Annotated in this window: 35 protein-coding genes; 24 read left to right on the plus strand and 11 right to left on the minus strand. The window is 45.6% G+C overall.

Annotated elements, in window-relative coordinates; all coding sequences use genetic code 11:
* Positions 1–13: 13 nt before the first annotated feature.
* The 9 genes from P5V12_RS04440 to P5V12_RS04480 form a co-directional block, all read right to left on the minus strand.
* A complete protein-coding gene (locus tag P5V12_RS04440; RefSeq protein WP_316956032.1) occupies positions 14–271 on the minus strand; it encodes a hypothetical protein in 258 nt (85 codons plus the stop codon).
* On the minus strand, positions 268–639 hold the full coding sequence (locus P5V12_RS04445) for a hypothetical protein (protein WP_316956033.1): 372 nt from the start codon (positions 637–639) through the stop codon (positions 268–270). The genes P5V12_RS04440 and P5V12_RS04445 overlap by 4 nt, the downstream gene beginning before the upstream one ends.
* 185 nt (positions 640–824) lie before the next feature.
* Positions 825–1,079: a hypothetical protein gene (locus P5V12_RS04450; RefSeq protein WP_316956034.1), complete on the minus strand. Its 255-nt coding sequence runs from the start codon at positions 1,077–1,079 to the stop codon at positions 825–827.
* A 140-nt stretch (positions 1,080–1,219) separates the two neighbouring features.
* Entirely contained in the window at positions 1,220–1,594 is a 375-nt protein-coding gene (locus P5V12_RS04455; protein WP_316956035.1) for a hypothetical protein, read from the minus strand.
* A gap of 134 nt (positions 1,595–1,728) precedes the next feature.
* Positions 1,729–2,001, minus strand: coding sequence for a hypothetical protein (locus tag P5V12_RS04460; RefSeq protein ID WP_316956036.1), 273 nt, complete (start codon positions 1,999–2,001; stop codon positions 1,729–1,731).
* A 173-nt stretch (positions 2,002–2,174) separates the two neighbouring features.
* Positions 2,175–2,666, minus strand: coding sequence for a DUF3489 domain-containing protein (locus P5V12_RS04465; protein ID WP_316956037.1), 492 nt, complete (start codon positions 2,664–2,666; stop codon positions 2,175–2,177).
* Positions 2,659–2,928, minus strand: a complete 270-nt coding sequence (locus P5V12_RS04470) for a hypothetical protein (RefSeq protein ID WP_316956038.1) — start codon at positions 2,926–2,928, stop codon at positions 2,659–2,661. Before P5V12_RS04470 ends, P5V12_RS04465 begins: the two co-directional genes overlap by 8 nt.
* A gap of 225 nt (positions 2,929–3,153) precedes the next feature.
* The gene (locus tag P5V12_RS04475) at positions 3,154–3,453 is read right to left on the minus strand and encodes a hypothetical protein (RefSeq protein ID WP_316956039.1); all 300 of its coding nucleotides are present in this window, start codon (positions 3,451–3,453) and stop codon (positions 3,154–3,156) included.
* Positions 3,454–3,664: 211 nt separating this feature from the next.
* Positions 3,665–4,063, minus strand: a complete 399-nt coding sequence (locus P5V12_RS04480) for a hypothetical protein (RefSeq protein WP_316956040.1) — start codon at positions 4,061–4,063, stop codon at positions 3,665–3,667.
* A 204-nt stretch (positions 4,064–4,267) separates the two neighbouring features.
* Between P5V12_RS04480 and P5V12_RS04485 the strand changes: the two genes are divergently transcribed.
* Positions 4,268–7,219 (plus strand): terminase gpA endonuclease subunit, encoded by a 2,952-nt coding sequence (locus P5V12_RS04485; RefSeq protein ID WP_316956041.1) that lies wholly within the window; start codon positions 4,268–4,270, stop codon positions 7,217–7,219.
* Positions 7,220–7,243: 24 nt separating this feature from the next.
* Positions 7,244–7,471 carry a gpW family head-tail joining protein gene (gene gpW / locus P5V12_RS04490; protein WP_316956042.1) on the plus strand — a complete coding sequence of 76 codons (228 nt, stop codon included), beginning with the start codon at positions 7,244–7,246 and terminating at the stop codon, positions 7,469–7,471.
* Positions 7,472–7,533: 62 nt separating this feature from the next.
* Here gpW and P5V12_RS04495 read toward each other — a convergent pair whose 3' ends face one another.
* Positions 7,534–7,986, minus strand: coding sequence for a hypothetical protein (locus P5V12_RS04495; protein ID WP_316956043.1), 453 nt, complete (start codon positions 7,984–7,986; stop codon positions 7,534–7,536).
* A 264-nt stretch (positions 7,987–8,250) separates the two neighbouring features.
* The gene (locus tag P5V12_RS21765; protein WP_410483321.1) at positions 8,251–8,661 is read right to left on the minus strand and encodes a type II toxin-antitoxin system VapC family toxin; all 411 of its coding nucleotides are present in this window, start codon (positions 8,659–8,661) and stop codon (positions 8,251–8,253) included.
* 185 nt (positions 8,662–8,846) lie between these two features.
* Between P5V12_RS21765 and P5V12_RS04500 the strand changes: the two genes are divergently transcribed.
* The 22 genes from P5V12_RS04500 to P5V12_RS04605 all read left to right on the plus strand — a co-directional run bounded on the left by P5V12_RS04500 (position 8,847) and on the right by P5V12_RS04605 (position 26,158).
* Positions 8,847–10,343, plus strand: coding sequence for a phage portal protein (locus P5V12_RS04500; RefSeq protein WP_316956044.1), 1,497 nt, complete (start codon positions 8,847–8,849; stop codon positions 10,341–10,343).
* 67 nt (positions 10,344–10,410) lie between these two features.
* Positions 10,411–10,731 (plus strand): hypothetical protein, encoded by a 321-nt coding sequence (locus P5V12_RS04505; protein ID WP_316956045.1) that lies wholly within the window; start codon positions 10,411–10,413, stop codon positions 10,729–10,731.
* 128 nt (positions 10,732–10,859) lie between these two features.
* Positions 10,860–11,420, plus strand: coding sequence for a pesticin C-terminus-like muramidase (locus P5V12_RS04510; RefSeq protein WP_316956046.1), 561 nt, complete (start codon positions 10,860–10,862; stop codon positions 11,418–11,420).
* A gap of 164 nt (positions 11,421–11,584) precedes the next feature.
* Complete coding sequence (locus P5V12_RS04515; RefSeq protein WP_316956047.1) at positions 11,585–13,078, plus strand: S49 family peptidase; 1,494 nt, start codon at positions 11,585–11,587, stop codon at positions 13,076–13,078.
* Positions 13,075–13,458 (plus strand): head decoration protein, encoded by a 384-nt coding sequence (locus P5V12_RS04520; protein ID WP_316956048.1) that lies wholly within the window; start codon positions 13,075–13,077, stop codon positions 13,456–13,458. Before P5V12_RS04515 ends, P5V12_RS04520 begins: the two co-directional genes overlap by 4 nt.
* Before the next feature lie 201 nt (positions 13,459–13,659).
* Positions 13,660–14,700, plus strand: coding sequence for a major capsid protein (locus P5V12_RS04525; protein ID WP_316956049.1), 1,041 nt, complete (start codon positions 13,660–13,662; stop codon positions 14,698–14,700).
* Between the two features lie 3 nt (positions 14,701–14,703).
* Positions 14,704–15,228, plus strand: a complete 525-nt coding sequence (locus P5V12_RS04530; protein WP_316956050.1) for a hypothetical protein — start codon at positions 14,704–14,706, stop codon at positions 15,226–15,228.
* Entirely contained in the window at positions 15,228–15,551 is a 324-nt protein-coding gene (locus P5V12_RS04535; protein WP_316956051.1) for a hypothetical protein, read from the plus strand. Before P5V12_RS04530 ends, P5V12_RS04535 begins: the two co-directional genes overlap by 1 nt.
* Positions 15,548–16,090, plus strand: a complete 543-nt coding sequence (locus tag P5V12_RS04540; protein ID WP_316956052.1) for a phage tail protein — start codon at positions 15,548–15,550, stop codon at positions 16,088–16,090. Before P5V12_RS04535 ends, P5V12_RS04540 begins: the two co-directional genes overlap by 4 nt.
* Before the next feature lie 18 nt (positions 16,091–16,108).
* Positions 16,109–16,597, plus strand: a complete 489-nt coding sequence (locus P5V12_RS04545; RefSeq protein ID WP_316956053.1) for a hypothetical protein — start codon at positions 16,109–16,111, stop codon at positions 16,595–16,597.
* A gap of 1 nt (position 16,598) precedes the next feature.
* On the plus strand, positions 16,599–17,159 hold the full coding sequence (locus P5V12_RS04550; RefSeq protein WP_316956054.1) for a phage baseplate assembly protein V: 561 nt from the start codon (positions 16,599–16,601) through the stop codon (positions 17,157–17,159).
* A gap of 35 nt (positions 17,160–17,194) precedes the next feature.
* Entirely contained in the window at positions 17,195–17,404 is a 210-nt protein-coding gene (locus tag P5V12_RS04555) for a hypothetical protein (RefSeq protein ID WP_316956055.1), read from the plus strand.
* A 266-nt stretch (positions 17,405–17,670) separates the two neighbouring features.
* Positions 17,671–18,012, plus strand: a complete 342-nt coding sequence (locus P5V12_RS04560; protein WP_316956056.1) for a GPW/gp25 family protein — start codon at positions 17,671–17,673, stop codon at positions 18,010–18,012.
* 64 nt (positions 18,013–18,076) lie between these two features.
* On the plus strand, positions 18,077–18,976 hold the full coding sequence (locus P5V12_RS04565) for a baseplate J/gp47 family protein (protein ID WP_316956057.1): 900 nt from the start codon (positions 18,077–18,079) through the stop codon (positions 18,974–18,976).
* Positions 18,969–19,607 carry a phage tail protein I gene (locus tag P5V12_RS04570; protein WP_316956058.1) on the plus strand — a complete coding sequence of 213 codons (639 nt, stop codon included), beginning with the start codon at positions 18,969–18,971 and terminating at the stop codon, positions 19,605–19,607. Before P5V12_RS04565 ends, P5V12_RS04570 begins: the two co-directional genes overlap by 8 nt.
* 71 nt (positions 19,608–19,678) lie before the next feature.
* Positions 19,679–20,689, plus strand: a complete 1,011-nt coding sequence (locus P5V12_RS04575) for a phage tail protein (protein WP_316956059.1) — start codon at positions 19,679–19,681, stop codon at positions 20,687–20,689.
* A 13-nt stretch (positions 20,690–20,702) separates the two neighbouring features.
* Positions 20,703–21,065, plus strand: coding sequence for a hypothetical protein (locus P5V12_RS04580; protein ID WP_316956060.1), 363 nt, complete (start codon positions 20,703–20,705; stop codon positions 21,063–21,065).
* A gap of 98 nt (positions 21,066–21,163) precedes the next feature.
* Entirely contained in the window at positions 21,164–22,405 is a 1,242-nt protein-coding gene (locus P5V12_RS04585) for a phage tail sheath C-terminal domain-containing protein (RefSeq protein WP_316956061.1), read from the plus strand.
* Between the two features lie 107 nt (positions 22,406–22,512).
* A complete protein-coding gene (locus P5V12_RS04590; protein ID WP_316956062.1) occupies positions 22,513–23,013 on the plus strand; it encodes a phage major tail tube protein in 501 nt (166 codons plus the stop codon).
* Positions 23,014–23,107: 94 nt separating this feature from the next.
* A complete protein-coding gene (locus tag P5V12_RS04595) occupies positions 23,108–23,404 on the plus strand; it encodes a hypothetical protein (protein WP_316956063.1) in 297 nt (98 codons plus the stop codon).
* Complete coding sequence (locus P5V12_RS04600) at positions 23,404–23,700, plus strand: phage tail assembly protein (RefSeq protein ID WP_316956064.1); 297 nt, start codon at positions 23,404–23,406, stop codon at positions 23,698–23,700. Before P5V12_RS04595 ends, P5V12_RS04600 begins: the two co-directional genes overlap by 1 nt.
* 208 nt (positions 23,701–23,908) lie before the next feature.
* The gene (locus P5V12_RS04605; RefSeq protein ID WP_316956065.1) at positions 23,909–26,158 is read left to right on the plus strand and encodes a phage tail tape measure protein; all 2,250 of its coding nucleotides are present in this window, start codon (positions 23,909–23,911) and stop codon (positions 26,156–26,158) included.
* Positions 26,159–26,210 lie beyond the last annotated feature (52 nt).

The following is a 26,210-nucleotide window of genomic DNA, read 5'->3' on the forward strand; positions in this document are numbered from 1 at the left end:
CCGCTTCCAGAAATTAATGACGCTCGACCGCACGACTTCTAAGAAATTCGATGGTGTTGTCCAAGGTTGGTTGATTGGACAACACGGGGCCGTCGGGGTTGTAAATGGCATTTTCAACCACGTCAATCCATTCGGTAGAGGCTAGAGCGGCACTCTGCAACTCTTCGGATGTACTGAGTAACTTTTTAATTTCGAAAAGCTGGTTGGCAATGATAAGCTGGATGTCTTCCAGCTTATCTGCGAGTTTTTGGTATTCTTTTGATTTGATCATTCGGCTTGCTCCTTGCAAAGTAGGTTCTCTACATGTGTGTAGTGCCATTGCTGTGAATACCAAAAAATATGCTCGATACCAAAGGCGTGGGCGCTGTCTTGCAAATGCGCTTTATCATCACAAAATAATGATCGGCTGTTAGCCCAATGATGCCCGAGGTCACGATAATACTTTATTGTGACTCCGCTTTTGTCGATAGCCATAATATGGCCGTTGGTCATGAGTGATTCGATGGTCAAGGTATTGGGATAGTGCTCTTTTAAAATGGCCAATAACTCATTCGGGGTGTAGTGATCAATATTATCGCAAATAATAAATCGGATAATTTGATCCGTAACTTGGTAGGCTAAAATGGTCCGGTGGCTCATGTGTATATCTCCGTGTTGTTGTTTGTTGGACACATGAACGCTTCAATTTAAGAAGTAATCCAGTCTGAATGTTGAACATGACGATCTTTTTTTAACGAATTTTTGGTCTTGGTAATTGCTGTGGAGATATAGAGAAATTTAGGCTGAACTAGCGCCCCATTTATAGGGCGCTCACGTTTGTGATTTTATCCTTCATCAATCTTGTCTTGAATGGTTTGGATGGTACCTGAAAGGGTGGTCATAGTATCGCCGAGCGAGTTATTATCATCGCTTAACGAACTGGCGATATGCGCCATCCAGCAGGTTTCGGCTTCCTGAACTAACCCTTCAATATCGAGGTCAACGATGGCGGATTTTGCCGCTTCTAATAGATCGGTTATTTGTTCCTGGATGTAAGATAGCTCTTCGATGGCATCCTCTAGTTGTTCTACGTTGGTCATATTGGTTTCCTTCGCTTTACGTTTATTGGTAAAAGCATTCATGCTTCAAATTAGAAAGCAATCAAGTTGAATGTCGAGATAGAAGATCAGTTTTTAAGAAATTATTTTGAGTGGGGAGGTGTTCCTCCCCGGTGAATGATTTAATCAATTTTGGTATAGATGCGTGGGTAGCTTTGCGGCGAATATTTTAGTATCTCCCACTTTCCGTTTTGAAAAATATATAAATAAGCTGCGTCCATTTTTTCGGCGTGATTTAGCAGAGTGTCTTTACTAATGCATGCCGTTGGTCGGTTTCTTTGCCAGGATTCTCCGCCATCCCGGTGATATGCGTAAGCGTTATCGTCTTCGACATAGGAAAGGTTGCCAAGGTCAATCAGCGATTTGGCTTTTTTATATTCGTTAAAGTGGATACTTAAAGCTTTACCTACGCCACTTGGGTCGCCGTCAAAATGGCAGTAAATAGAAACATACGCGTTGTCTTCGAGTTGTAGGGCGATGCAGCTGCGTGTTGACATATTTTGTTTTCCTTTGTGTGTTTCGGTAAACACATGAACGCTTCAATTTATATCTTAATCAAGTTGAAGGTTGAAATAGGTGATGGGGATTTTTAGTTTGGGCGATAATCTATCGCCCAGTGTGGTAATAGAGGCTATTGATCGTCTTTAGCGTCAAGCTTCTCTATCTGACTATAGATTTCTTGGATCGTATCTTCGAAGGTACACATGGATCTCCCGAGATATCCTGAATTATTAAATAGCGCTATTTTGATATGCGCACACCAATAGCTTTGTGCTCGTGTTGCAATTTGGGGGATATCCGTTTTACGAATAATTGCCATCGCTGAATCGAGTAGCTCGACTATTTGCATTTGAATATCTTCAAGTTCTGCTGCGGACTCGATGAGTGTGTTTTTGTCTGACATGGTTATTCCTCTTTGGCGTGTTATTTGGTGGTGTGATTAACGCTTCGAAGGGGAGTAGAAGCAAGCGAGGTGTTGAATGTGACGATGGGTTATTAATCGAAATAATAAGAACTGAATTTATTGATCGCATTTTACGAACGGATGGGGCTTAGTATTAAGCCCCAAGTCAAGCGTTAGTCTTTAATCGCGTAGACACGATCACCCGCTTCGTTTTTAGAGGATTCGATGGTGTAGCCATCCTTATTCATTAGGTTGCTGATCGTGCCGCGCACGGTGTGTTTTTGCCAGCCAAGGGTTTTTTCAATTTCATTTAAAGATGCGCCTCCGTCACGTTCGAGCATCTCAATGAGCTGTTGTTTTTTTGTCTTCTTTTTGACTATCGTTTCTTCGGATTCGTTTTCCGCTTTGGCTTTCTTTTGAGGCTTGGGTTTGGCTTTGATTTTATTTTCGCTCTTGGGGATCTTATCCGCGATGGCTTCCCTGCCTGCGTCAGAAATGCAATATAAATCGCCGTGTTCTTCGATCAGGCCTCGTGATTCAAGGCCATTAATGACCCGGCCAATGAGTCCGGGTGTGACATTGCTGGGCAGGGGTAATACGCTACCGTCTTCGCGCTGTGCGGCGTTTACCAGGGCTTCTGTTTGTGTTGGGGTAAGTTTACTCATGGTGTTTTCCTCTTGCCGTGTTGGCCGTAATATTGGGTTGGGTTGGAATTTTTTTGCACACATCTTCAAGCGATGTTCGAATATTGGCGAGCAATGCACCGTGATCAAAGGTCACTTGATTAATCGGTAAATAAAATCGGCGTTCAGACGCCAGATTTAAGATCATCAACAGCGTGTTAATTTCTTGTAAATGCTCAAGGCACTCATTTAACGCAGCTGCTTTCGCTGTGATCGTGTTGTGATTGATATCGTTATCGGCCATATCGAACCCTCCGTGCTTTGTGTGGTGACCATGAACGCTTCAATTCGGGAGAGAAGCAAGCAGAAGTTCGAAGAAAAGATAAGTAAATCGAAGAGTGCGGATGAATCGTCATTTGAAATGTGGATGATCGGATTGTGCTTGCTTTTTTCTGAATGAGTATTTGAATTCGGCATAAAAAGCGACAGGTAATTGTCGCTTGTGGGGATGGGAAAAGATGTTGGTTTATTATTCTGGTGCTTTGACCATTTTGAGGCGTAAGGTTATCGACCAAGAAAAGAGCTTAAATTGAATCGATTTATCTATAACAAAAGTTCGCTCAAATAATGAGAGATCTTCGATATCCCGAATCATACACAATTGTTTTTCCAGATTGGCTTTTAGGTCTTGCATAAAGTTAAGGTGCCACAGTCTTAATTTGCATTTTTTTACCAGAAAGTTTGTTTCGGCGTAGCTGTTGATTGCTTCTATCGTCGCTATTAGCCCTTTTTTTTCAAATTCAATTTTATTAACGATATCTCGATTCATCGGTAAGTCCTTTGTGTTTGGGAGTGACCATGAACGCTTCAATTTGAAGATGAAGCAAGTGAAAGATTAAAAAATCTCTTACGCCATAGCAAAAGGTATGCGTTGGATGTGACAGATACTTGTCACTTGGATATGTTGTTCTTCAAAGAATATTGGATTATTGGGCGACGCAATGGTCACCCAGATGTTATTTATTTATATGTATTTATGGTTAATACTCAAAAACTCGTTCAATCCCACTAAGAAAACGCTTAAGTGCTTCTTTTTGTTCATTGCTCGCCCGTTGGCTGCTCAAGTTGTTGTAGCTGTGAGTAAAGTCAACCATTTTGTGGATAAGAGACTCGGCTTCGAGTGTGTATTGCGCTCTCAAATAATGTGTGGAATCTGTTTTGGGCTGATTGTTTTTGTTGTAGGACTTTGCCGGTGTATTTCGACAATGTTTGTTGACAAAGTCAGTTAGCGCATCAAGTAGTCTCCGATAATTGGATACCGGGAAATAGTCTGGTTCCTCCGGGTCGGAATATTCGCTAATTAGTCTGGTTACGTTTCGGATCTGATTGTGGGCGGTATTTTTGTGTATTTCAAAGTCATCTATTTCGAATGCTTGCATTTTCATTCTCCTGTGTTTTGAGCATTAACGCTTCATTGCAACGAAGAATCCACTCTGATGTTGAATCGGACGATGGTTTTTTTGTATTTATATCTGACCACTATTTACGAGCTTAAATAGGTAAAAGGTTTTAGGGCATTTATGGTCTTGAATCTTACTCATATCCACGCGGCGAATACGCACTATGTAATTTAAGAACTCCCGATGCATGGAATTTTTGATGTTGCTGTGGACTACTACGACGGCATTGATGCGATAGAAAATGCGTGGAAAGAGGGAACGTTACCCGATCCGCTATTGACTGTTTCACAATGGTCTGAAGCGCACCGAGTTTTATCGGCCAAGACCGCATCCGAACCCGGTCGTTGGCGTAATTCACGAACCCCCTATTTAGTTGACATTATGGATTGCCTTTCTGTGTCATCACCAGAACAACGGGTGGCATTTATGAAAGGCAGCCAAGTGGGTGGCCCGCTCTGTGTCACCACACCCATTCCTACCGTGGACGGTTGGAAAACAATGGCTGAACTTCGAGTTGGTGATTGGCTCTTCGCCGAAGATGGCAAGCCCTGTCGTGTGATGGGTGTTTCACCCGTAATGGTTGGCGCTGCGTGTTATGAGATCACTTTTGACGATGGTGAATCGGTGGTATGCGATAGCGATCACCGGTGGGTTGTTTGGGTTTGTCAAAGTAAAAAACAGGATATTCAAGAAACGATTACAACCCAGGAGATGTTCGACTCTAAACTTACTTTTCTTCAAGGTGGAAGTAAGCGATATCACTTTGCTGTAGATGTCTGCCAGTCTGTTTCGCTACCAAAACGGGATTTGTTGATCCACCCCTATGTGCTTGGTGTATGGCTGGGGGACGGCAGTAGCCAGATGAACCACATTTCGGTGAATAAATCCGATGCCGAGGTGGACTTTCATTGTTCTTCGTTTATGAAGGCGCTGGAATATCTGGATGTGCTCGATAACAAGCATATTCCTTCCGACTATTTACGGGCAAGTATCGACCAGCGTTTTGCGTTACTTCAAGGCTTAATGGATAGCGATGGGGATATTACCAAGCAAGGTTATTGCAGTTTTTCCAATACCAATACGCGGTTGATCGAGGGTGTAAAAGAGCTGGCGAAAAGTTTGGGTTACAAGGTCGGGGTGCAATACAAAGCACCGATAACCAAAGCTTATCCGAACGGGAATAGCTACACCAGCCAACCTTGCTGGCGATTGTCTTGGACGGCGTATCGGGAGCAGCCTGTTTTTCGTTTAACACGAAAACTCAAGCGAATGCGTTCCGTGCATGACGGACAATTAACCCGTTCCAAACGCCGCAAAATCGTATCCATCGAACAAGTTGCCAGCCGACCTGTTCGATGTATTGAGGTGAATTCGCCCAGCCATTTGTATTTGTGTGGTAAGGGATGGATACCGACGCACAACACCGAGGCCGGTGTAAATTGGACGGGCTATGTTGTCCATCATTCTCCAGGACCAATGCTGTCAGTTGCACCCACAGTGGATATGGCCAAGCGTAATTCGCGTCAGCGTATTGATCCTCTGATCGAAGATGTGCCCGCGATTCGAGAACGCATTGCACCGGCACGTAGTCGTGACTCTTCGAATACGGTTCTGAGTAAAGAGTTTAATGGCGGCGTGTTGGTCATGACCGGGGCAAATAGTGCTGTGGGTTTGCGCTCCATGCCAGCACGATATTTGTTCCTGGACGAAGTTGATGGTTATCCCGGTGATGTGGACGGAGAAGGCGATCCTATCCTGCTTGCCGAGCGTCGTTCCGCAACGTTTTCCCGTCGGCGTAAAATCTTCTTAGTCAGCACGCCGACATTAAAAAGCACGTCGCGTATTTTGCGCGAATTTCTGCAGTCGGATCAGCGCTATTACTTTGTGCCTTGTCCCCACTGTGGCCACAAACAACGATTGGTCTTTTCGCGATTTAAGTGGCCAAAAGGGAACCCAGATAGTGTGGAGTATATCTGCGAGTCGTGCGAGCGGGGTATTGCTGAACACCATAAAACAAAAATGTTGGCCGAAGGTGAATGGATTGCGACGGCAGAAGGCGATGGGATTACTGTTGGTTTTCATTTGTCTTCGCTGTACTCTCCGCTTGGCTGGTTCAGTTGGGCTGATGCGGTAAGAATGTATGAGCAAGCATTAAAGCATCCAGAATTAATGAAGGGCTTTATCAATACCGTCCTTGGCGAAGCCTACGAAGAAGAATTCGAAGCGCCGGATTGGACACGCTTGTACGAGCGTCGTGAAGACTATCCGATGGGCGTTGTTCCTGAGAACGGGCTCTTTTTAACTGCGGGCGTTGATGTCCAAAAAGACCGAATTGAATGTGAAGTGGTGGCGTGGTGTCGAAATCGTGAATCTTTCTCCGTGGAATATTTTATCTTGCAGGGAAATACCGCAGAACAAACCGTGTGGAACAAATTAGAAAAAGTTTTAAATACGGATTTTCCTCACGCACGCGGTGGAACGCTACCCATTCGAGTTATGTCTGTTGACTCGGGCTATAACACTCAGACCGTTTACTCCTGGGTGAAGAAATTTCCCCAAGCGGTATGGGGTGGGGCTGGCGCAAGGGCGTCACAACCTCGAACCGTTGTTGCCATCAAAGGACGTGACAAAGAAACTGCACTGATTAGCTCGGTTTCCAATGTTGATATAGCGGGAAAACGATCACGATTAAAACTCTGGAATTTAGGTGTTCCAGTTGCTAAAGCGGAACTCTACGGTTGGTTAAAACTCCCCAAACCCACTGACGAACAGTTCGCGAAGGGGGAAGGATATCCAGCGGGGTATTGTCATTTTCCGCAATATGGTGAAGAGTTTTTTAAACAGATTACTGCAGAACGCCGGGTGATTCGTATCAAGAACGGTTTTCCTAAAGCTGTGTGGGAAAAAGATGCGGGACAAAATAACGAGGCTTTGGACTGCCGGGTATATAACCGGGCAGCGGCCATGATTTACGGCCTGGATAGATTCCGTGAGTTGCATTGGCTGCGTTTAGAGAAAGCCATTGATGCAATGGCTGGACAATACCAAAAGAACCATTCTCACTCGGTGCAATCTCCAAAGATTAATCCGCTACAGGGTTTGCAGACCATGCAATCTGATGATCCATTTTTATAAATCTGATGTTAAAGGGGCGCTGTGATGGCGGATATTGCGATATTAAAAACGCGATTGGAAGAAGCTGAAATGGCACTGCATAAACTGATGACTGGAGCCAGAGAAGTCAAAGTCAAAGTGGACGACTATGGTGAAACGACGTTTTCAGAAACGAATATGGCTAATTTGGAACGGTATATCGCGAAATTAAAACAGGATATTGCGCGTGCACTGGGGAGACCGCGTCGGAAACCGTTGTTCATAAAGTTCTAGTTCTTTTTATGCGTGTGAATATCGAGAATAGATATGTCTTCTAAAAAGTGATCACCACTAAATTAAGTGGCTGTCAGTTTATATGCGGTGTAACTGAGCTCAGAAATAATCCAGGTTTCTGTGGATAAACCGGGAATGTGTTGAAATTTTTCCGGCTGCTCGGTAATGAGTATAAGGTTTTCGCATATGGCATGCGCAGCAACCATAAGGTCAATGTGATTTAATTCTGATTGCCATTGGGATTTATTTTGTATCAAGTCTGCATATTTTTTTGCTGCAATTTCGTTGAATTGAATCAGGCTGGTTTTGTCTATGAGTTGATGGAGGCGTCGACTTGAAAAGGTGTGAAACGAGATGCCGCAGGGACAGGTTAACAGGTGGGCAAAACTAACCGCACTGATACCAAATTTTGCTGAGTTTGGGACAATTGATGCAAGGGGAATATACATTTTTGAGCAAACGAGCTTTCGAATAAACTCAGTTTCGAGCATGTACGTTACGGTATCTAATTTCATATATTATTTACCTTATTCAACTACATTCTAATATATGCTCGCCGATCCGTTGTCTGTTTTTTCCTATTTCAAAGTGCCTACAATCAAGCGTAGTGGTTATGCCTGAAATGTCGCTACCCCTTTAGAGGTAGATTTGACGTGTGTATCAGTTGGTTCTCATTGTATTGAGTGAATGCCTTATACATTTTGTGGGTTTTACGGTTCTTATGGCGTAAACAAACACTACTTGACCGTATCGTAAGAGTGGTTTTTATGATGTGTATTTTATATTTCCCAAGGTTCTATTGAAAGTGAGGGGATGAGGTTAAATTCAGAAATCCTGTGTGTAATCAGCGTAAGTTTCGATGCCATAGCGTGTGCAGCGATCTGTATGTCTATTTCCTTAAGTGGCGTACCTCTCGTTAATAAAAGCGTTCGTATGTCAGCGTAGTAGCGTGCCGCAGAATATGAAAAAGTGAGAGGCGTAATTTCATCTAATAATCTGTTAACGTGTTCTGAGGAAATCGGCCTGTGAAAAATGGGGTGTGTGGCATAAAGAATCTCTCCGACGGATACTGTACTTATTCCAATATCGTTTGCATTGTTGAGGATTCGGTCATACGTCTCCCTGGACTTTTGTTTAACGACGCCAATAACGAGTTTATAATCAATGATATAATTCAAGTTGGCACTCATATTAATTTTTACTTAAATAGTATAATTAAAAACCGCATAATTTTTTACTCTCCAATTCCCTATTACTAGCAATAATTCGCTGTGGGTGCAAGGTAGGAAATATGTTCGGTCACTTGACTACCTCAAAAAATTTGTTCGCTTTTAATTCTTCAGCTAATTCAATTTTATTCATTTAGAAGGTTTGAATGTCTGCACTGTCAACAATTATTGGTGTGGATGGAAAGCCCCTGGCTTGGGATACGTCTCATCGCGCTGCGTCACGGACTGCGAAAGAGCTTACTTCTTGGACGCCGGGGGTGGGATCAGCGGATAGTGATCTTAATTCGGAACTACCTTCTTTAGTTTCACGCTCTCGCGATTTAATTCGTAACCACGGAGTCGCCTCGGGTGGCATTCAAACACTCACCGATAATGTGGTGGGGATTGGTTTACGTCTTTCTGCAAAGCCCGATTATGTGGCCCTCGGTAAAACGAAAGAGTGGGCGGATGCATGGTCAAAGCAGGTTGAAGCGCTATGGCGAGGTTGGGCAGAAAGCACCGATTGCGATGCAACACGGAGCTTAACTTTTGCTGGCATGACCACATTGGTGTTTCGTTCGGTGTTAGAAAACGGCGAAGCTTTGGCCTTGCCTTTATGGTTACCCAACCAAAGTGGCCCTTATGCCACCAAAATACAACTCGTCGAATCCGACCGGCTTGAAAACCCGTATGGCAAACAAGATCAGGAAACGTTGCGCGGCGGTATAGAGTTAGATGCGTATGGTGGTGCGAGTGCCTATTGGTTTCGAAAGCATCACCCTGGCGATTATTTCCAGGGGGTGACAGAACATTCCTGGCAACGTATTCCTGCTCGAACAAAATTTGGTCGAGAGCGAGTCATCCATGTGTTGGAAAAACAACGCATTGGTCAGCATCGAAGTAAGCCATTGCTTACTGCCATCATGCCGATGTTTAAGATGTTGGACCACTATGAACGCTCTGAATTACAAGCGGCCGTGGTTAATGCAATGGTGGCCGCGTTTATTGAAACACCTCTTGATCTAGAGGGTATCAATGAATTATTCGGTGGTAATCAGGAAGACTACTTAAAAGCCCGAAAAGAGTGGTCGGTGAAGCTGCAGGGTGGAGCGGTCATTCCGATCTTTCCTGGGGACAAACTTTCATCATTCACGCCGGGACGTCCTAACTCCGGTTATGCCCAATTTGTAGAGAACGTTCTTCGTCATATCGGCACAGGTTTAAACCTTCCTTATGAATTATTGATGAAGGATTTCTCCAAAACCAATTACGCCAGTGCTCGAGCCGCACTCATGGAAGCCTGGCGATTTTTTATGGGGCGTAGAACTTGGTTGGGGCAAAACTGGGCGAGCAGAATCTATTGTTTGTGGTTAGAAGAAGCCATCAATAAACAACTCATTGACGCGCCTAATTTTTATCAAGCCAAAACGGCCTGGACACGGTGTCGCTGGATTGGTCCTGGGCGTGGATGGATTGATCCGGTGAAAGAAGCCAAAGCATCACAAATTCGGATGGACATTGGCTTATCCACATTGGAAGAAGAATGTGCCACTCAGGGGCTGGATTGGGAGGATGTATTAGAGCAGCGTGCGCGTGAAAAATCCAAAATGCGGGAGCTGGATATCGACGATGATGCATCACAATCAACGGGCCGAATTAAGTAAGAATCAACTTGCTTCCTGCCAAAATTGAAGCGTTCATGGCGTTATCAACAAACAAAAAGGAAATGCCATGAACAAGCAAAATAAACGTTTAGACACACGTACAAAACCTCTGATCCTATCCTTTCGAGCGGAATGTCCGATTGATTGGGAACGATTTCAAAGCGAATTGAATTCGTCAGAAATTCGATTTTCTGTTGAAAAAATACATGACGGTTGTGAGATTGAAATCACCGTAGAAAACGCAACGGTGAAGCAAGTTTTTAAGTGCTGCCGCCGTGTCGTGGATGGACATGTTATGCGGGATACGATGAGAACCTTACCCTTATCCGAAAATTCGCTGATCCGACGATACAACGATATGAATTTTCCCAAGAATTGGATTGACTGAATTTACCCTTTTTAAATTGTTGTTTTATAAGCCTCGTTAGTGTTTGCCGTTAACGAGGTTTTTTTATGTGTGAAATGTGTTGTAAACCCAACCCCTTTCTTTGAATATCTTAAAAACTGAGCGTGAGTATGCCCACAAAAATTGATTATGACTTTATCCAAAAACTTGAAGGCGGTTGTCAAACACAGGGATATGTCCCCGACCCTGAAAGCAGTCGCAGTGGTGTGACCATTGCCACCGGGTTTGACCTTGGGCAACGTACCAAGCAAGACCTCATCGATCTGGGATTAAATACGTTTTTAGTGGACTTGCTTTCTCCCTATTGTGGCTATCAAGGTGAAGAAGCTGAGGCGTATTTAAAGAATCATCCGCTTACGGTCTCTGACGCTCAAGCCGAATTGATTGATTTTGCGGTCAAAACACAACATACGTTGAAGCTGGAAGTGGTGTACAACGCGTCGATTGAGAAAGACAAAATGCCCTTTTCAGCGTTGCCATCTCAGATTCAAACCGTGATTGCGTCAGTCTCGTTCCAATATGGCATTGGTCTTAAAAAACGCACGCCTAAATTTTGGCAAGCGATTACGGAACAAGATTGGAAACGAACGCTGACTATCCTGCTCGATTTTGAAGATCGATACACAACACGACGTAATCAGGAAGCGCATTTACTTATGCAGATTGTCTAACGTGCATTCTCTGTTTTACCCTCGACAGACTTTTTTGCTTTCCGTATTGTCTGTTATCTGGGGCATGGCCCAGTTCCCCCTGGGCCTTTTTTTATTCTCTTAAATGCCTCGATTAGCTTTTTATTGGTTATTTTTTTCTTTCTACTTTGTTTTTCGGTGACTCCATGACGTTTTACCACTATGCCCAGCAAACATCTTGGGCGATTTCCGAACGTGTTTTGGAAACGATCCTTAGCATTGCACAGCGAAAGAATGATGCGCAGCAGTGGGTCGCGGAAAACTTCAATGACCAAATGCTGGAAACGCAACTCAGCGAAGTGCGTGAGAGTGTGGCCATTGTGTCGGTGGTTGGCCCCTTGTTTCGCTATGCGAATATTTTTACGCGCATTAGCGGCGCGACCAGTTACGAACTTATTGGTAAAGATCTGCAAGCGCTTTTAGCCAACCCGGATATTCATTCGATTATTTTAAATGTGGATTCGCCTGGTGGTGAAGTCAATGGTGTTTCTGAGCTGGCAAAAATAATTTATAGAGCGCGGGGCATTAAACCGATTTATGCCTATGTCTCTGGCGATGCCGCATCCGGTGCGTATTGGATCGCGTCAGCAGCAGACAAAATTATCGTATCCGATACCGCAGTACTCGGATCGATTGGGGTGGTGGCGACGGTACGTCACTATAACGATGACAATGTGATCGAAATTGTGTCTTCCCAAAGCCCGCACAAACGACCCGATGTCTCGACGGATGCCGGAAAACAACGGATTCAAAATCGTATTGATGAACTTGCTCAGGTCTTTATTGACTCGGTGGCAAAACATCGAGGCGTTGATTCGGCGATTGTTGAAAACGAGTTCGGCGGTGGAGATGTGTTTATTGGGAAACATGCGGTCACTGCCGGACTCGCCGATAAGCTGGGCAGCTTGGATTCGGTGATTGAGGAACTGAATAAAAAAAATAATAAAGATAAAAAAAGGCGACTTAATACTACACATAATCTTCCATTACACCCCGCACCTTCGCGGGGTGTTTCATTTTTACAGCATGAGAATAACACCATGACGCAACAGACCACAGAACCGGAAACACCTTCGCCACCTTCTGCTACAACATCAGCGGTTAACACGCCGACCGATGTGGCATCACTGACTACCGCCTATCCAAATCTTGTCGCAGAAATTCAGTCCTCTGCTACGACGGCCTCCTTCGATAAGGGCAAGGCGGAGGGAATGACCAAGGGAAAAGAAGAAGGTGAGCAAGCCGGTAAACAAGTTGGCAAAGACGAAGAACGACAACGCATTGCGGCGATTTTGAGTGATGACGCCGCGAAAGGTCGAGAACAGCTTGCACAGCACTTGGCATTTTCCTCTGACATTTCAGTTGATATGGCGGTGAGCACCTTAAACGCCGCGCCGGTTCAACAGAATACAACGACAAAACCGACATCGAGTTTTGAGCAGGTGATGGCCGGGATTCAAAACCCGGAGATTGCTCCTGCTGCCGAGGATCAGGAAGGTGAGGATGATGAACAGAAGAAAATGGAAGCGGCGGCGCAACGTATTGCCAGCTATTCCGTCAAGCATTCACAGAATAGTCAAAACACACAGAACACACAAAATACACAAAATACACAAAAACCATTAGGAGGTGAGGCATGAGTTATCCAGGCATAGCAGAAGGGTTTATCGATCAGGGCAGCTCGGTTGTTGACAATTTAATTGCCGGTGAATTTCCAAGAGTGGTGATGCAGATTACGGTTGGGGGTGGTGTGGACTATCCCGCTGGCGCTGTTATTGGTGAAATTGATGATGAACAACTCTTTGTCTTCAGCGCCGCCGGTGCCGAAGACGGTTCGGAAATTCCCGAGGCGGTGTTGGCCGAACCCGTGGATGCGACCCAAAGCCCTGTGCAAGCGATGGCGTATTTCTCCGGTCACTTTAATTCACAGGCGTTGACTCTGGGAGACGGTCATACACTGGAAACCGTGCGTCGTGCTTTTCGTATTCGGTCAATTTTTCTTAGTGCCAATCAAGCTTGATCTGAGTTGTAAAGAATCTCCATTTTTTAATAACCCGATGTCGGTCACTCGGCATCCATCGTTTCGCACATTCTCCTTTTCGTTTTTTTAATTATTTTTTTTCATTTTTTAATTCGTTTCTTCTCATTTTTGTATTCGCAATACACGGCTCCCAATTGGGAAGGCTGTGGGGTTTTGCGTGTCCGCGTTATAGGTAAGTTCATGGATATTTTTTCCACATTTGTGTTAAATCGGGTGGTGGAATCGCTACATCGTCCCGCGTCGTTTTTACTCGATGCCTTTTTTCCTTCGGTGCAAACTGAAGACAGTGAAGAAATTCACTTCGATATTGATCAGTCCAAGCCGCGCCTTGCACCCTTCGTTTCACCGCTGGTGGAAGGCAAGGTGGTGGCGGAAGAAGGGTATCAAACCTATTCCTTTAAACCGGCTTATGTGAAAGATAAGCGACGGTTTAATCCCAATGCGCCGCTTAAGCGTGCCATCGGTGAAACCATTGGTGGTTCATTAACGCCGATGAACCGCCGGGAGGCCGCACTGAATAAATCGATGACCAACCAACTGGAAAATCTCACACGACGAGAAGAAGTTATGGCCTCAGAAGCCATGCGGTTTGGTCGTGTGACGGTATCCGGTGAAAACTATCCAACCACGGTAGTCGATTTTAAGCGGCACGCCGACCTTACTCGCGTCTTGCTGGGGAATTTGCAGTGGGGCGAACCCGGTGTAAACCCACTCAATGATTTGGAAGATTGGGCAAGTATTATTCAGTTAGTTTCGGGGGCGGCGGCGCGCACGGTAGTCTTTGACCCTTTGGCATGGCGACTGTTTAAAGACAACGACAAAGTGGATAAATTGTTGGATAAACGTCGTGGTACAGATACGACGTTAAGCATTGATCCCATTGCCTTTGGTGAGGGAAATAAAAAAGTTCGTTATGTCGGCTCGATTGGCGATTTTGAATTCTTTGTCTACAACGATGTGTATGTTGATGACGATGGTGTGGATCAATCAGTACTGCCCAGTTACACCGTGCTCATGGGCAGTGCAGGCGAGTTGGAAGGCACCCGTTGCTATGGTGTCATCCAAGATGAAAAAGCCAATTACCAAGCTAATCGCTATTTTTCCAAATCCTGGTTAGAAGAAGATCCCGCAGTGCGTTGGTTATTGATGCAATCGGCTCCATTAATTGTGCCGTATCGTCCAAACGCCTCCATGTGCATTACTGTGCGACAAAGAGGGTAGTGTATGAAACGTATTGTGACCTTGGTGACCTTCGTCATCGATGCGGATGAGGCAAATAAAAACATAAATAACAACGGCAATAAACAGAGTTTTAGGGCACGTAAACCAACCCCTAAAACTATTCCGCCGTTGTGTGTCTTACCCATCGAAGATGATCGCGAGGCCGAGCAATTAGTGAAACTGAAATTAGCGAGATGGGTAACCGAAACCGATGCCGCGTTGACCCTGGCCAATTCAACCAGTTCCTATTCGTCGTTAGGTATTGTCAAAGGCGAAAAGATCGACCCAGCCGCTGGATTGATTGATGCAATTGTCGATGCCATTACCGATCTTGATCCTGCTGAGTTTGGAAAAGATAAAAAGCCAAATGTGAAAGCGCTGGAAAAAATTCTGGAGCAGAACATTACGGCAGCAGATCGTGACCACGCTTGGGCAATCTACCAACAGCTTATAGAAGAGGGGTTGGAAAGTGATGGATCAGAAAAAGATGATGCGGATCTGTTTGCTGCGAATACAGAAAAAAGCTGATGCCGGTGCCTGAACAGTTTTCTCGCATGATTGATGCGTTATTTGTGCGTCTGGGTGTGGAAGCATTGTGGCAGCGGGGAGACGAAGAACCCGTTGCCATTTTGATAATTCCTAAACGCCCGGAGAAATTGTTTGCACTCGGTGAAGCGGAAATACACGGTGAAGAACCGGTGTTTGATGTACGCCGCTGGCAAGTACCCGATTTGCAACTTGGAGATGTGCTAACGGTGGACAATGTCCCGTATCGTATTGAAGCGGAACCCACGTTAGAAAAAATGCAGCTCGTGTGGGTGGCACAAACATTACCGTTGGCAACCTTATGATCAATGTCACGATTGAATCCACACCGGAATTAACGCAATGGGCGGCGACGGTTGGGGCAACGGAAAATCAAATTCGTCGTGCGGCCATTAAATCGCTGAATGTGACCATTCGCTGGGTGCGTGCGCAGATGGCCAGAGAGGTCGCGGCAAAAACCAAACTGCGTGTCGGGTTAATAAAATCCGGCTTGTTAACAATTAAGGCATCACGCAGTCATTTGCAAGCCACGGTGGGGTTATCTAAACGTAGTGGTCAAGTACCACTTTCCAAAGTGGGCAATGCCGTACAAAACGATCAAGGTGTGGTGGTTAAAAAGAAACTGCATAAACACGCATTCGTGGCGCGCATGCGATCAGGTCACGAAGGTATCTATCGCCGGAAGTCCGGCTCACGGTTACCAATCAAAGAGTTGTACTTTTTCTTTTCCCAGGATTTACGTGATGCAATGGATTATTTCTCCGACGGGATTGCTTATCGCTACTTTGAACAACTTTTTGAACGTGAGATGCGTTACATCTTACGTTCAACCTTTCATAAATAATGTATTAAAAAGACAACTATGTTGACCTCAATTTTAAATGCGTTGGTTGAATTGCTGTCAAGTATTGTGGGGGTGGGCTATGTCGGCCTTGCCCCTAAAAAGAAAACCAGCCTCAATCTGCCCGCGTTGGTGGTGGAGCTGGTGGAGTTGGAACCGGATGCCGATCCGGGCACAGGCGAATTGGCTTTGCGTGCGCATTGGGAAGCACGCGTGGTTACCTTGGAGTCACAACCCGAACCTCAGTCCTGGGAACTGGTGTCGGCGGTTTTATTTGAATTATTTCAAGCGCCCTGGATGTTGGAAAATGTCGGCTTGGTGCAAATAAAAAGTGTGGCTCGAGATTATTTTTCCCCGGAATTTCAGGGGCATCGAATCTGGCTCATCGAGTGGGTACAGCCGCTTCGGTTGGGTGAGAATAAATGGGATACAGAAGGCATTGTGCCGCAGTCCATTTTTGTTTACCCACTGGGTGACGAAACAGGCGAATTGATTTCTGAGGAGAATTAATATGGACATGGAATTTCGTATTAGCGAGCTGGATCGTCGTTTGGCCAATATGATCCAACTTGGCCGAATCGATACACTGGATTTATCGGGGGATATCCCGAAAGCCAAAGTTCGATTTGGCGAACTGGTTTCGCCTTTACTGCCATTTATTACTGAACGCGCAGGGGAAGACCTGACTTGGTGGCCGATTGATCTTAATGAGCAAGTGATCGTGTTTTCGCCCAGTGGTACCCTATCAATGGGCATTATTCTAGGCTCGATCAATCAAAAGCGCTTTCCTTCTCCCACGAAGGATAAGGATTTACATTTCACCCGGTATTCAGATGGTGCGGAAACACAATACGATAAAAAAGCGCACAAACTCTCCATCCTTTTGCCCAGTGGCGGTACGACGGAATTGGTGTCCGATGGAGGGATTAAAATAAAGGGAAAAATAGACATTGAGGGCGATGTAACCATTGCCGGAGATATTGATGCGTCGGGTGATATCACGGATCACACGCGAAGTATGCAAGCGGATCGGGATATCTATACGGCGCATTTAGAAACGTATCATACCTAGCGCTGATTAATGTATGCGCTACCTCGTAGGAAGGTATGGCGAATAATAAAGTAGAATTCGTTATTCTCTCTAATACCCAATCGACTCATATTCAGGCACTCTACGCGCCCATTGTTGGATGTAGTAATAGTTTGGATGTTCTTATGCAGTTGGTTGATCAAATTGGTATTGGTTTTACTGTCTTTTGTTTATGTCTAATGGGCTATGCCCTGTATCTTCATTTTAAAAACCGGCGTGGTGGATAGTAGGGTTAGTTCAAACAATAATCTTATCTGCGCTCAAATCAGTATTTTAACGACAAAATATTCCCGTCTTATGGGGGTGTGAAGGGACAGACTTTTTCTCGTTCATAGTTTCGATACTATCCTTTATAAAGAATCACAACGAGTCAGTATAGATATGATGACGTTTTGGTTGGAAAATGAAGGCTCGATACTGACCGCCTCTTTGGTGGTTTTTATTATCATGTTGGGACTGTATATTTTAATAAAAATCACAGAGTAGCAAGCCAATGCAGGGCATAGATAGCAATACGGGAAAAGCAATTTCCGGTATTGACCATCTGCGCCAGTCCATTCGCGATATCTTAACTACGCCACTGGGTTCCCGTGTGATGCGGGAAACCTACGGTTCCCGATTATTTGATTTGATTGATCATCCAATTAATTCGGTGACAATGATTGAGATTTATTCCGCAACGGCAGAAGCCTTGATGAGGTGGGAGCCGCGATTTGTAGTAAAGCGTGTGCAGGTGGAGTCGGTGAGCCTGGGGCAAATTGTCCTGTTGCTCGAAGGCGACTATATACCACGGCGTGAACCACTCATTTTATCTGACCTGAAACTGAATTTTTAATTTCGAGTTTACTCGAATTCATCTTCATTCTTGCTAAATTGCTATTCACCTTCTCGAGACTTCTATGAGCCAGTTTTCTGCCATTGATCTTGAGAAGCTGCCTGCGCCGGATGTGATTGAGACGCTCGATTTTGAAACCATTTTTTCGGCATTACTTGCAGAGTTAACCGAAGCCTACCCGGAATTTTCTGCCGATGTGGAAAGTGATCCGGCCTATAAAATCTTACAAGTGTCGGCGTATCGAGAATTAATGCTTCGCGCAGAAATCAATGATCGTATTAAAGCATTGCTCTTGGCGTATGCGCGTGGGGCAAACTTGGATCACATTGTTGCGAGCTATTACCGATTGCAACGAGAAATTGTGTCTCCGGGAGATGAGTCGGCAATACCGCCTGTTGCACCAAAATACGAAGATGATGACCGGCTTCGTTATCGATCCCAATTAAGCTACGAAGGATACAGCACCGCAGGCCCTGAAGGCAGTTACATTTTTCATGCACTTGCCGCCAGTCCTTTGGTCAAAGATGCCAGTGTCCAGAGCCCAACACCCGGTGTGGTGGTGGTCACTGTGCTATCAAACGATGGTGCGGGAATCGCCAGTGACGCATTATTGCAAACCGTTAACGCGCATTTAAATGATAAAACCATTCGACCGCTGACCGATCAGGTATTGGTGCAGTCGGCAGAGGTTATCCCGTTTACGGTTGAGGCCGAACTCATTTTGTTTTCCGGGCCGGATGAGTCTGTGGTTGAACAAGCAGCTCTCATCGCATTGGATGATTATCTTAATGCTCGTCACAGGCTCGGGCACGACATTACATTATCGGGAATGTATGCCGCACTTCATCAACCCGGTGTGCAGCAGGTAAATTTGTTATCACCGGCACAGAATATTCTGGTACAGCGGTCACAGGTGGCATGGAATACTGAGAAAAAGATTACCTTGGGAGGACGGGGTGAATAGGTCATTGTTGCCACCCAATCGTTCTGAGTTAGAACGCGCTTTGGAAAAAACACTGCAGCGCACCACGGATATTCCGATTCCACTTGATACGCTGTGGAATCCTTGGGCGTGCCCAGATGTGCTTTTGCCCTGGTTGGCATGGGCTGTGTCAGTGGATTATTGGGAAAGTGGTTGGTCTGTTGAACAAAAACGACAGGCGATTGCGGATTCCTTATTTGTGCATCAGCAAAAGGGCACATTAGCTTCCATTGAGCGGGTATTAGCCAACTTAGGTGTGACGGCAAATATCCGAGAATGGTTTGAATTTAATGGCCCACCTCACACCTTTGAGTTGACCGCATGGGTGAACGACAATTTTGGTGGTGATGACACGCCTATACTCAATACCCAGTTATATGCGGCATTAAAATCCGCCGTGGATGTAACCAAGCCAGTACGAAGTCATTATACCTTTCGTATTGGTGTGCAATTACAGCAGACACTGCAATTTGCGTTAGCCAGTCGCGTGGCGAATCGAGCCAATGTGAATCTGGAAGTCCTTGCCCCGACGTTCAGTAGTCAACTTCCTGTTCACCCGGTATCAACACTCCGAGCAATGAATGTTGTGCGAATACACACAACGCCGATTTAACAGATAGATCGTCATTCAAATTTTTTTTTAAATTCTTTTTCTGATTAAAATCTTTTAAGAGAGAACGTGCTATGGCCATCGCGCTGGTTCCGACCATCACCTCGGCGGGACTGGCCGCTGTGTTTAATGCTACCAATGACGGTCTGCAGGCGCGCCTGACCCAGGTGGTATTTGGTGAGCAAGGCTGGACGCCAGATCAGAATGCAACACACCTTCGTGCGGAAAAAAATCGCGTGGATATTGAAGGTGGTTCGAGAGTGAATCAGACTCAAATTCATATTACCGCCATCGAAAATGGAAACCAGGAGTATTGGGTACGCGAAATCGGTTTTTTATTATCCGATGGTACGCTGTTCGCGGTATGGAGTGATGCACAACAGCCGCTTGCTTGGAAATCGGCAGATGTGGATTTGTTATTAGCCTTCGATATGGTACTGAGTGCATTACCGGATGACAGTGTCGTTGTTGAGGGAACAGGTGGTTTTAATTTATCGCCTGCGACTGAGGATGAGATTGGGTTAGTGCGACTTGCCACGGAAGCCGAAGCGAGAGCGGGTGTGATAAATACTGCCGTGGCCATGACACCGTGGGGTACGCGACAACATGGTGATGCTCGGTATGCAGGGAAACAGCATACGCACAATTGGGGGCAGGTGACGGGTAAGCCGACCACGTTTACACCAGCAGCCCACACGCACACATGGACTCAGATTAGTGGCAGGCCAACGAGTATGCCGCCAACGCCCCACTATCATGATGATCGCTACACACCGACGAATAATTTTTTAGTCAGTTGGGGGCGAACCTCCACGCGTAACCGACGCTCAAGAGTGAATTGGGATGGTTCAAATAACTTCAGTTATAACTACGCCGATATTGGGCCGCCTGTGGGATATACCACGAGTCATCTTATGGGATTTCTTGCGAGTATTGGATTTATTCATTTTGGTGGCGAGGTCGATGGCATTGACCGGCTGTGGTGCCGATGGCGAATTCAAAATAACAATATTCGCGTGATTGCTCAAAACAGCGAAAACAATGCGGCATCGCAAATTAATTACATGGCGATCTGGCGGAAGTAACGGCGAACATTTTATGGAAAATATATTGTGGCTAGAAATTGACGGCGACACCATTGTTGGTGTGCATTCGGTAAAAGGGCAGTCCGACTATACGTGGGTGTCACTGCCCGAAGGCGAGGATATGCCAGATCCTGGAGATAACTTTATCGATGGTAAAGTGGTTCAACGTCAGGCCGAGATTGATCCTCCCCAAGAAAAGCGCATTCTTGCACAGCAAAAGATTATTGATGTGTACCCACTTTGGAAACAGATGAATATTCTTCGAAATGGTACTGAAGTGGAACAGAGCACAATGGGGCGGTTTATTGATACAGTCCGTTCTTGGTCAAATAACCCGAAGAGCACAGTAAAACAACTCGATAAGATTGTGCCTTAGTTTTTATTCTTTCGTTTTTTATACCTGAATTCATTCCCTTCGTTTTCTCTTTTTCTTTTCTTTTCTTTTTTACATTTCCTCGTGAGATGGGGTGATCTATGGCGTTTTTACATGGTGTGGAAGTCGTTGAAATTAACAACGGCCCGCGTCCAATTCGTACTGTGCGTTCGAGTGTGATCGGTTTAATTGGGACGGCACCGGAAGCCGACCCAGAACGTTTTCCGTTAAATTTTCCTGTGCTGGTGGCTGGGCGACGATCTGATATGGCGGGTATTGGTTCGACCGGAACCTTGCCCGCTGCGTTGGATGATATCTTTGACCAAGCGGGTGCGCTGATTGTGGTGGTGCGTGTGAGTGACGGTATTACCCAACCGTCAGATGGCTACGGTGGTGCTGTTGATCCCAGCGATACCTTTGATGGGGAGGAGTATATTCCTCCTCCATCAGAAGCTCTAAATGAAGTAATCGGCGGTGTGGATAATGACACCGGACAATATCTCGGTGTGTATGCGTTTTTAGCGGCGCAAAGTGAAGTCCATGTCACACCGAGGGTACTTATTGCCCCAGAGTTTTCACACAACGCCGCAGTGGCCAATGAAATGTTAACGGTTGCAGAACGATTGCGCGCCGTGGTGATCGCAGATGGCCCCAATACCAATGATATTGAAGCGATTCATTATCGTGAACAATTTGGTAGTCCACGCTTATACATTGTTGATCCCTGGGTACGGGTATGGAATACGGCAATCGGTGCCGAAGTCATTCGTCCTGTCAGTGCGCGTGTGGCTGGGTTAATCGCAAAAAGCGATGCCGAATTTGGTTTTTGGCGTTCACCGTCCAATCAAGAGTTACGTGGGATTCTCGGCACGGTGAGAAGCATTGACTTCACGCTCGGTGATCCGAATGCACGCGCGAATATCTTAAATGAAAATGAAGTGGCCACGGTTATTCAAGAAACGGGTTATCGCCTATGGGGCAATCGCACCTGTTCCGATGATCCAAAGTGGGCGTTTTTATCGGTACGCCGTACAGCGGATATGGTGAACGAAAGCATTCTCCAAGGACACCTGTGGGCAGTGGATCGCACTATTTCTAAAACCTATGTCGAGGATGTATTAGAAGGCGTCAATGCGTACCTTCGTTCTTTGCGAACACGCGGTGCGATCATCAATGGTCAGGCGTGGATTGATGCCGAGTTCAATACGCCTGCGGATATCGAGTCGGGAAAAGTGACCTTCAGTTTTGACTTTACGCCGCCACCGCCAGCGGAACACATTGTTTTTCGTAGCGAAGTGGTTAATGGCTATTTAACCGAAGTGATTCCTTTGCCTGCGAATTAAGTTTCATCCAGTTTTTTCTAAATCTTTATCCATTCAGATTTTCTCCTTTTTTTTAATTTCTAAATTTTTTCGTTTCATTTCTTTTTTCTATTTTTAGGAGAAGCATCATGCTTGATGATGTGCTTCGTAATATGACTTTGACAGTAGATGGTCGCGGTTATGCAGGCAATATAGAAGAACTTGTTCTGCCTAAGTTAAGTTTACAAACGGAGGAGTTTCGCAACGGCGGCATGGATGCGCCAGTCGATATTGAGCTGGGGATGGAAAAGCTCGAGTGTGAATTTACCTTAACTCGATTTAATCGTCATTCGCTAACTCTGTTTGGTGTGTTTAGCGGTGAAACCCAACTCACTGCCCGAGGTGCGGTGGTGTCCGATAACGGCCAAACGCAAGCAGCAGTCATCAATATGCGTGGTCTGGTGCGAGAGTTGGATATGGGTACCTGGAAGCCGGGAGAGAAGTCTACCAACAAGTTTATGGTATCACTACGCTATTACAAGCTTGTCCTGGATGAATTCCCGATTTACGAAATCGATATTCCCAACTTCTTACGAAAAGTGAATGGCGTCGACCAGCTTGCCAAAATGCGTGCCGCGTTAGGGCTTTGATTTTTACTTTTATATTTGCGGGTTATTCAACCCGACTTTCTATTCTCTTTTATTTTCCTTCACTTATTCAATATTTTTTCAATGGAGTCCTCTCGTGGAAACCTCACCTTTTTATGTGATGAAGCCAACCACCTTTCAGAAACAGAAAGTGCGTATTGGCCACCGGTTGGATCTAACCGAGTCGCAAGCACGACCGCTTATTCATGGTGGCTTTTTAACAAACGATGTCAATGCGTCCCGTTACATTGCTGAACTGACGCATGAACTAAAGAACCTGACTTATGAACTGGGGGTTGCGCAAGAAGAGCTTAAACAATCCGAGGCCGAATTAGAAAATTTAACGCAATCGATCAAGACGAATTCGGATACATCGACCAAGGAGGATAAATAATGGCAGCACGCACCCAATCACCGGTTTCTCGAACAGAAGTGACCTTGCAGTATCCGATATTTTTTGACGGAAAAGAACATACACAGATCCTGATTCGGCGTCCAAAGGTAAGGGATATGCTCGGTGTGGAAGACAGTACGTCCAATGACGCCCAAAAAGAAATCGATTTGTTCGCCAATCTTTGTGAATGCTCGCCGGATTTAATTACCGAACTGGATATGTTGGACTACGCCAAGTTACAAGAGACTTATCAAGGTTTTTTATCTTCAAAGCGCAAGACGCCCGCAAAGCGTTAGTTGCGATTGCCAGTCACACGGGTTGGGGACTCTCCGAACTTCTAGAGCTAGAGGGCGAGGAAGTGTTGAAGTGGTTGGCGGTATTGCCCAAATCGTCATAGCGACGATATTACAATAATTTTTCCTCCTGTCTTTTATTAATCGTGTTTTTTCCTTCTGTTGATTTTGTTGCGTGTCTTTCTGTTATTCGTGTTGGTAAGAGTGTGTGATGGCTTCTCAGTTTAACGTTGCAATTTCTATTGGTGCGACACTGAAAAAAAATTTTAAAACCGTCACGCAGGGTTCGCAGGTGCAGCTCAATAAACTTGGCGATAGTATTCGCAAGGTGAAGGATCAGCAGCAGGCCATTCGTAAATTCGATATGGACTCGACTCGTGTCAACGCAGCGAGAATTGCGTTTGCTCAAGCAAGCTTAAAAGTCAAAGACCTGCGCATGCAGGTGGCAGCTTCCAAAAATCCAACCAAAACACTACTCAATCAATACGCTCGTGCTCAGGAGCGCAGCAATCGGTTGTCGGATGCATTAACCCGGCAGCGACGACGATTACAAGAAAGTCGTCAGGCCATGACAGGCTTGGGCTTGTCGACCCAGAATCTACAGCAACAAAATAAACGCCTGGGTGCCTCTGCTGACCAGTTAAATCAAAAATACCAACGCCTCGGCAATACCCTAAAAACGCAGCAGCAGTTGCGAATGAAACGGGATCAAGTGCGTGGGGATCTGTTTGATGCCACGGCGATGGGGTTTCTTGTCTCCCGACCATTGTCAACGGCAATGGATTTTGAAGACTCAATGGCCAAGTTGGGCGCATTGACAAAAGATGCGACCGAAGAACAGTTAACGGTATTAAATAAGGAGGCACAAAAATTAGGTCGTACCACCCAGTTCACCAGTTCCCAAACCGGTGATGCAATGGGGTTCCTGGCAATGGCCGGGTTTGATGCCGATGAGATTAAACAGTCCACCGGCAATGTGTTGCAGCTTGCACAAGCATCGGGGGCGGATCTTGCGACCACAGCGGATATCGCGTCCAACATTATGTCAGGCTTCAATATTCAAGCATCCGAAAGTCAGCGTATTTCTGATGTATTAACCAAAACGTTCACCAGCTCCAACACCACGTTACAGATGCTCGGTGAAACCATGAAATTTGTCGGACCGGTGGCAGCAGCCACCAATACGGATTTGGAAGTCGCCGCCGCAATGGCTGGCAAACTTGGCGATGCGGGTATTCAAGGCTCTATGGCCGGTACGGCATTACGAACCATGCTGCTGCGTTTGTCAGCTCCACCACGAATGGCGGCGGATGCGCTGGAACAATTGAATATTGTGACCAAAGACAGTGCCGGTAATTTACGTTCTTTTCCTGAACTATTAAAAGAAATTAACGATGCGACATCCGAAATGGGCACGGGTGATCGAACGGAAATGATTAAACGGATCTTTGGTACGGAAGCGGCGTCTGCTGCCGCCGTATTAATGGATCAGGCGGGCAAAGACAAACTGCAATCGTTTATTACGATATTGGGGGCATCGAAAGGGACAGCGCAGCAAGTCTCAAAAAAAATGAGCAGCACTACACGAGGTGCCTTAAAACGGTTGGGCAGTGCGTTGGAAAGTATCTCCATTGTTGTCGGAGGATTGTTTTTGCCTGCTATTGCTGCGGTGGCTGATATTCTTGCGATAGTGGCGTCCTGGGTATCGTTGTTCGCGGAAAAGTTTCCGCTATTGACGACCGTAGTGGTGGGCGCGACCGTGGGTATTATCGGTTTGCGCATCGCCACGATTGCCAGCACCTGGACGTATCTATTTATGAAAAGTGCGTTGCTGGGGGTTAACACCACCTTTGGCATCACAGCCATGTTAACCAAACTCAATCAAACTGGATTACTGCGTTTAAATGCCGTTGCCAGTATAACGGCGGTGCGCACAGGGCTAATGACTGCGGCACAGTGGGCGTTAAATGTTGCCATGACGGCTAACCCCATTGGTCTCATTATTGCCGGTATTGCAGCACTCGGGGCAGCAGGGTATTTTCTGGTTACCCGGTGGGATACGGTTAAAACCTTTGTGATAGATTTTTGGCAAAGCATAAAAGAAAAAACTAAAAACGCCGTAGGTTTTTTAATTCAGTTTATTGGTAAATTACTTGATCCTTTTGGTCTTTTGAAAAAGACCGTCCAATTTGTCGGTGCGCTTTTTAGTGGTAACGATTCGCCAGAAATAAAATTGGGTGCATCATCGAATATTTCTACCTTGGATGATGTTCAGCAACGCACAGTCAACGCCGCCAAAACAGCCTCTCAAATCCAAAACTCTACCCAAGTCAACGCGTCAATTGTGGTTAATCCCGCGCCGGGGATGGACGAGCAAAAGATGGGCGAAAAAATGAAATTCATGTTGGAAGAGGAAATGCTTCGCGCGCAAGCAGATCAGAGAGGTGCGCTCTATGATTAATATGCATTCTTAGTTGTATCGCGAAATGCAGTACTAAGTGCTTGATTGTTTG

Origin of the sequence: Teredinibacter sp. KSP-S5-2, assembly GCF_032773895.1 — a bacterium.
Classification (GTDB): Bacteria; Pseudomonadota; Gammaproteobacteria; order Pseudomonadales; family Cellvibrionaceae.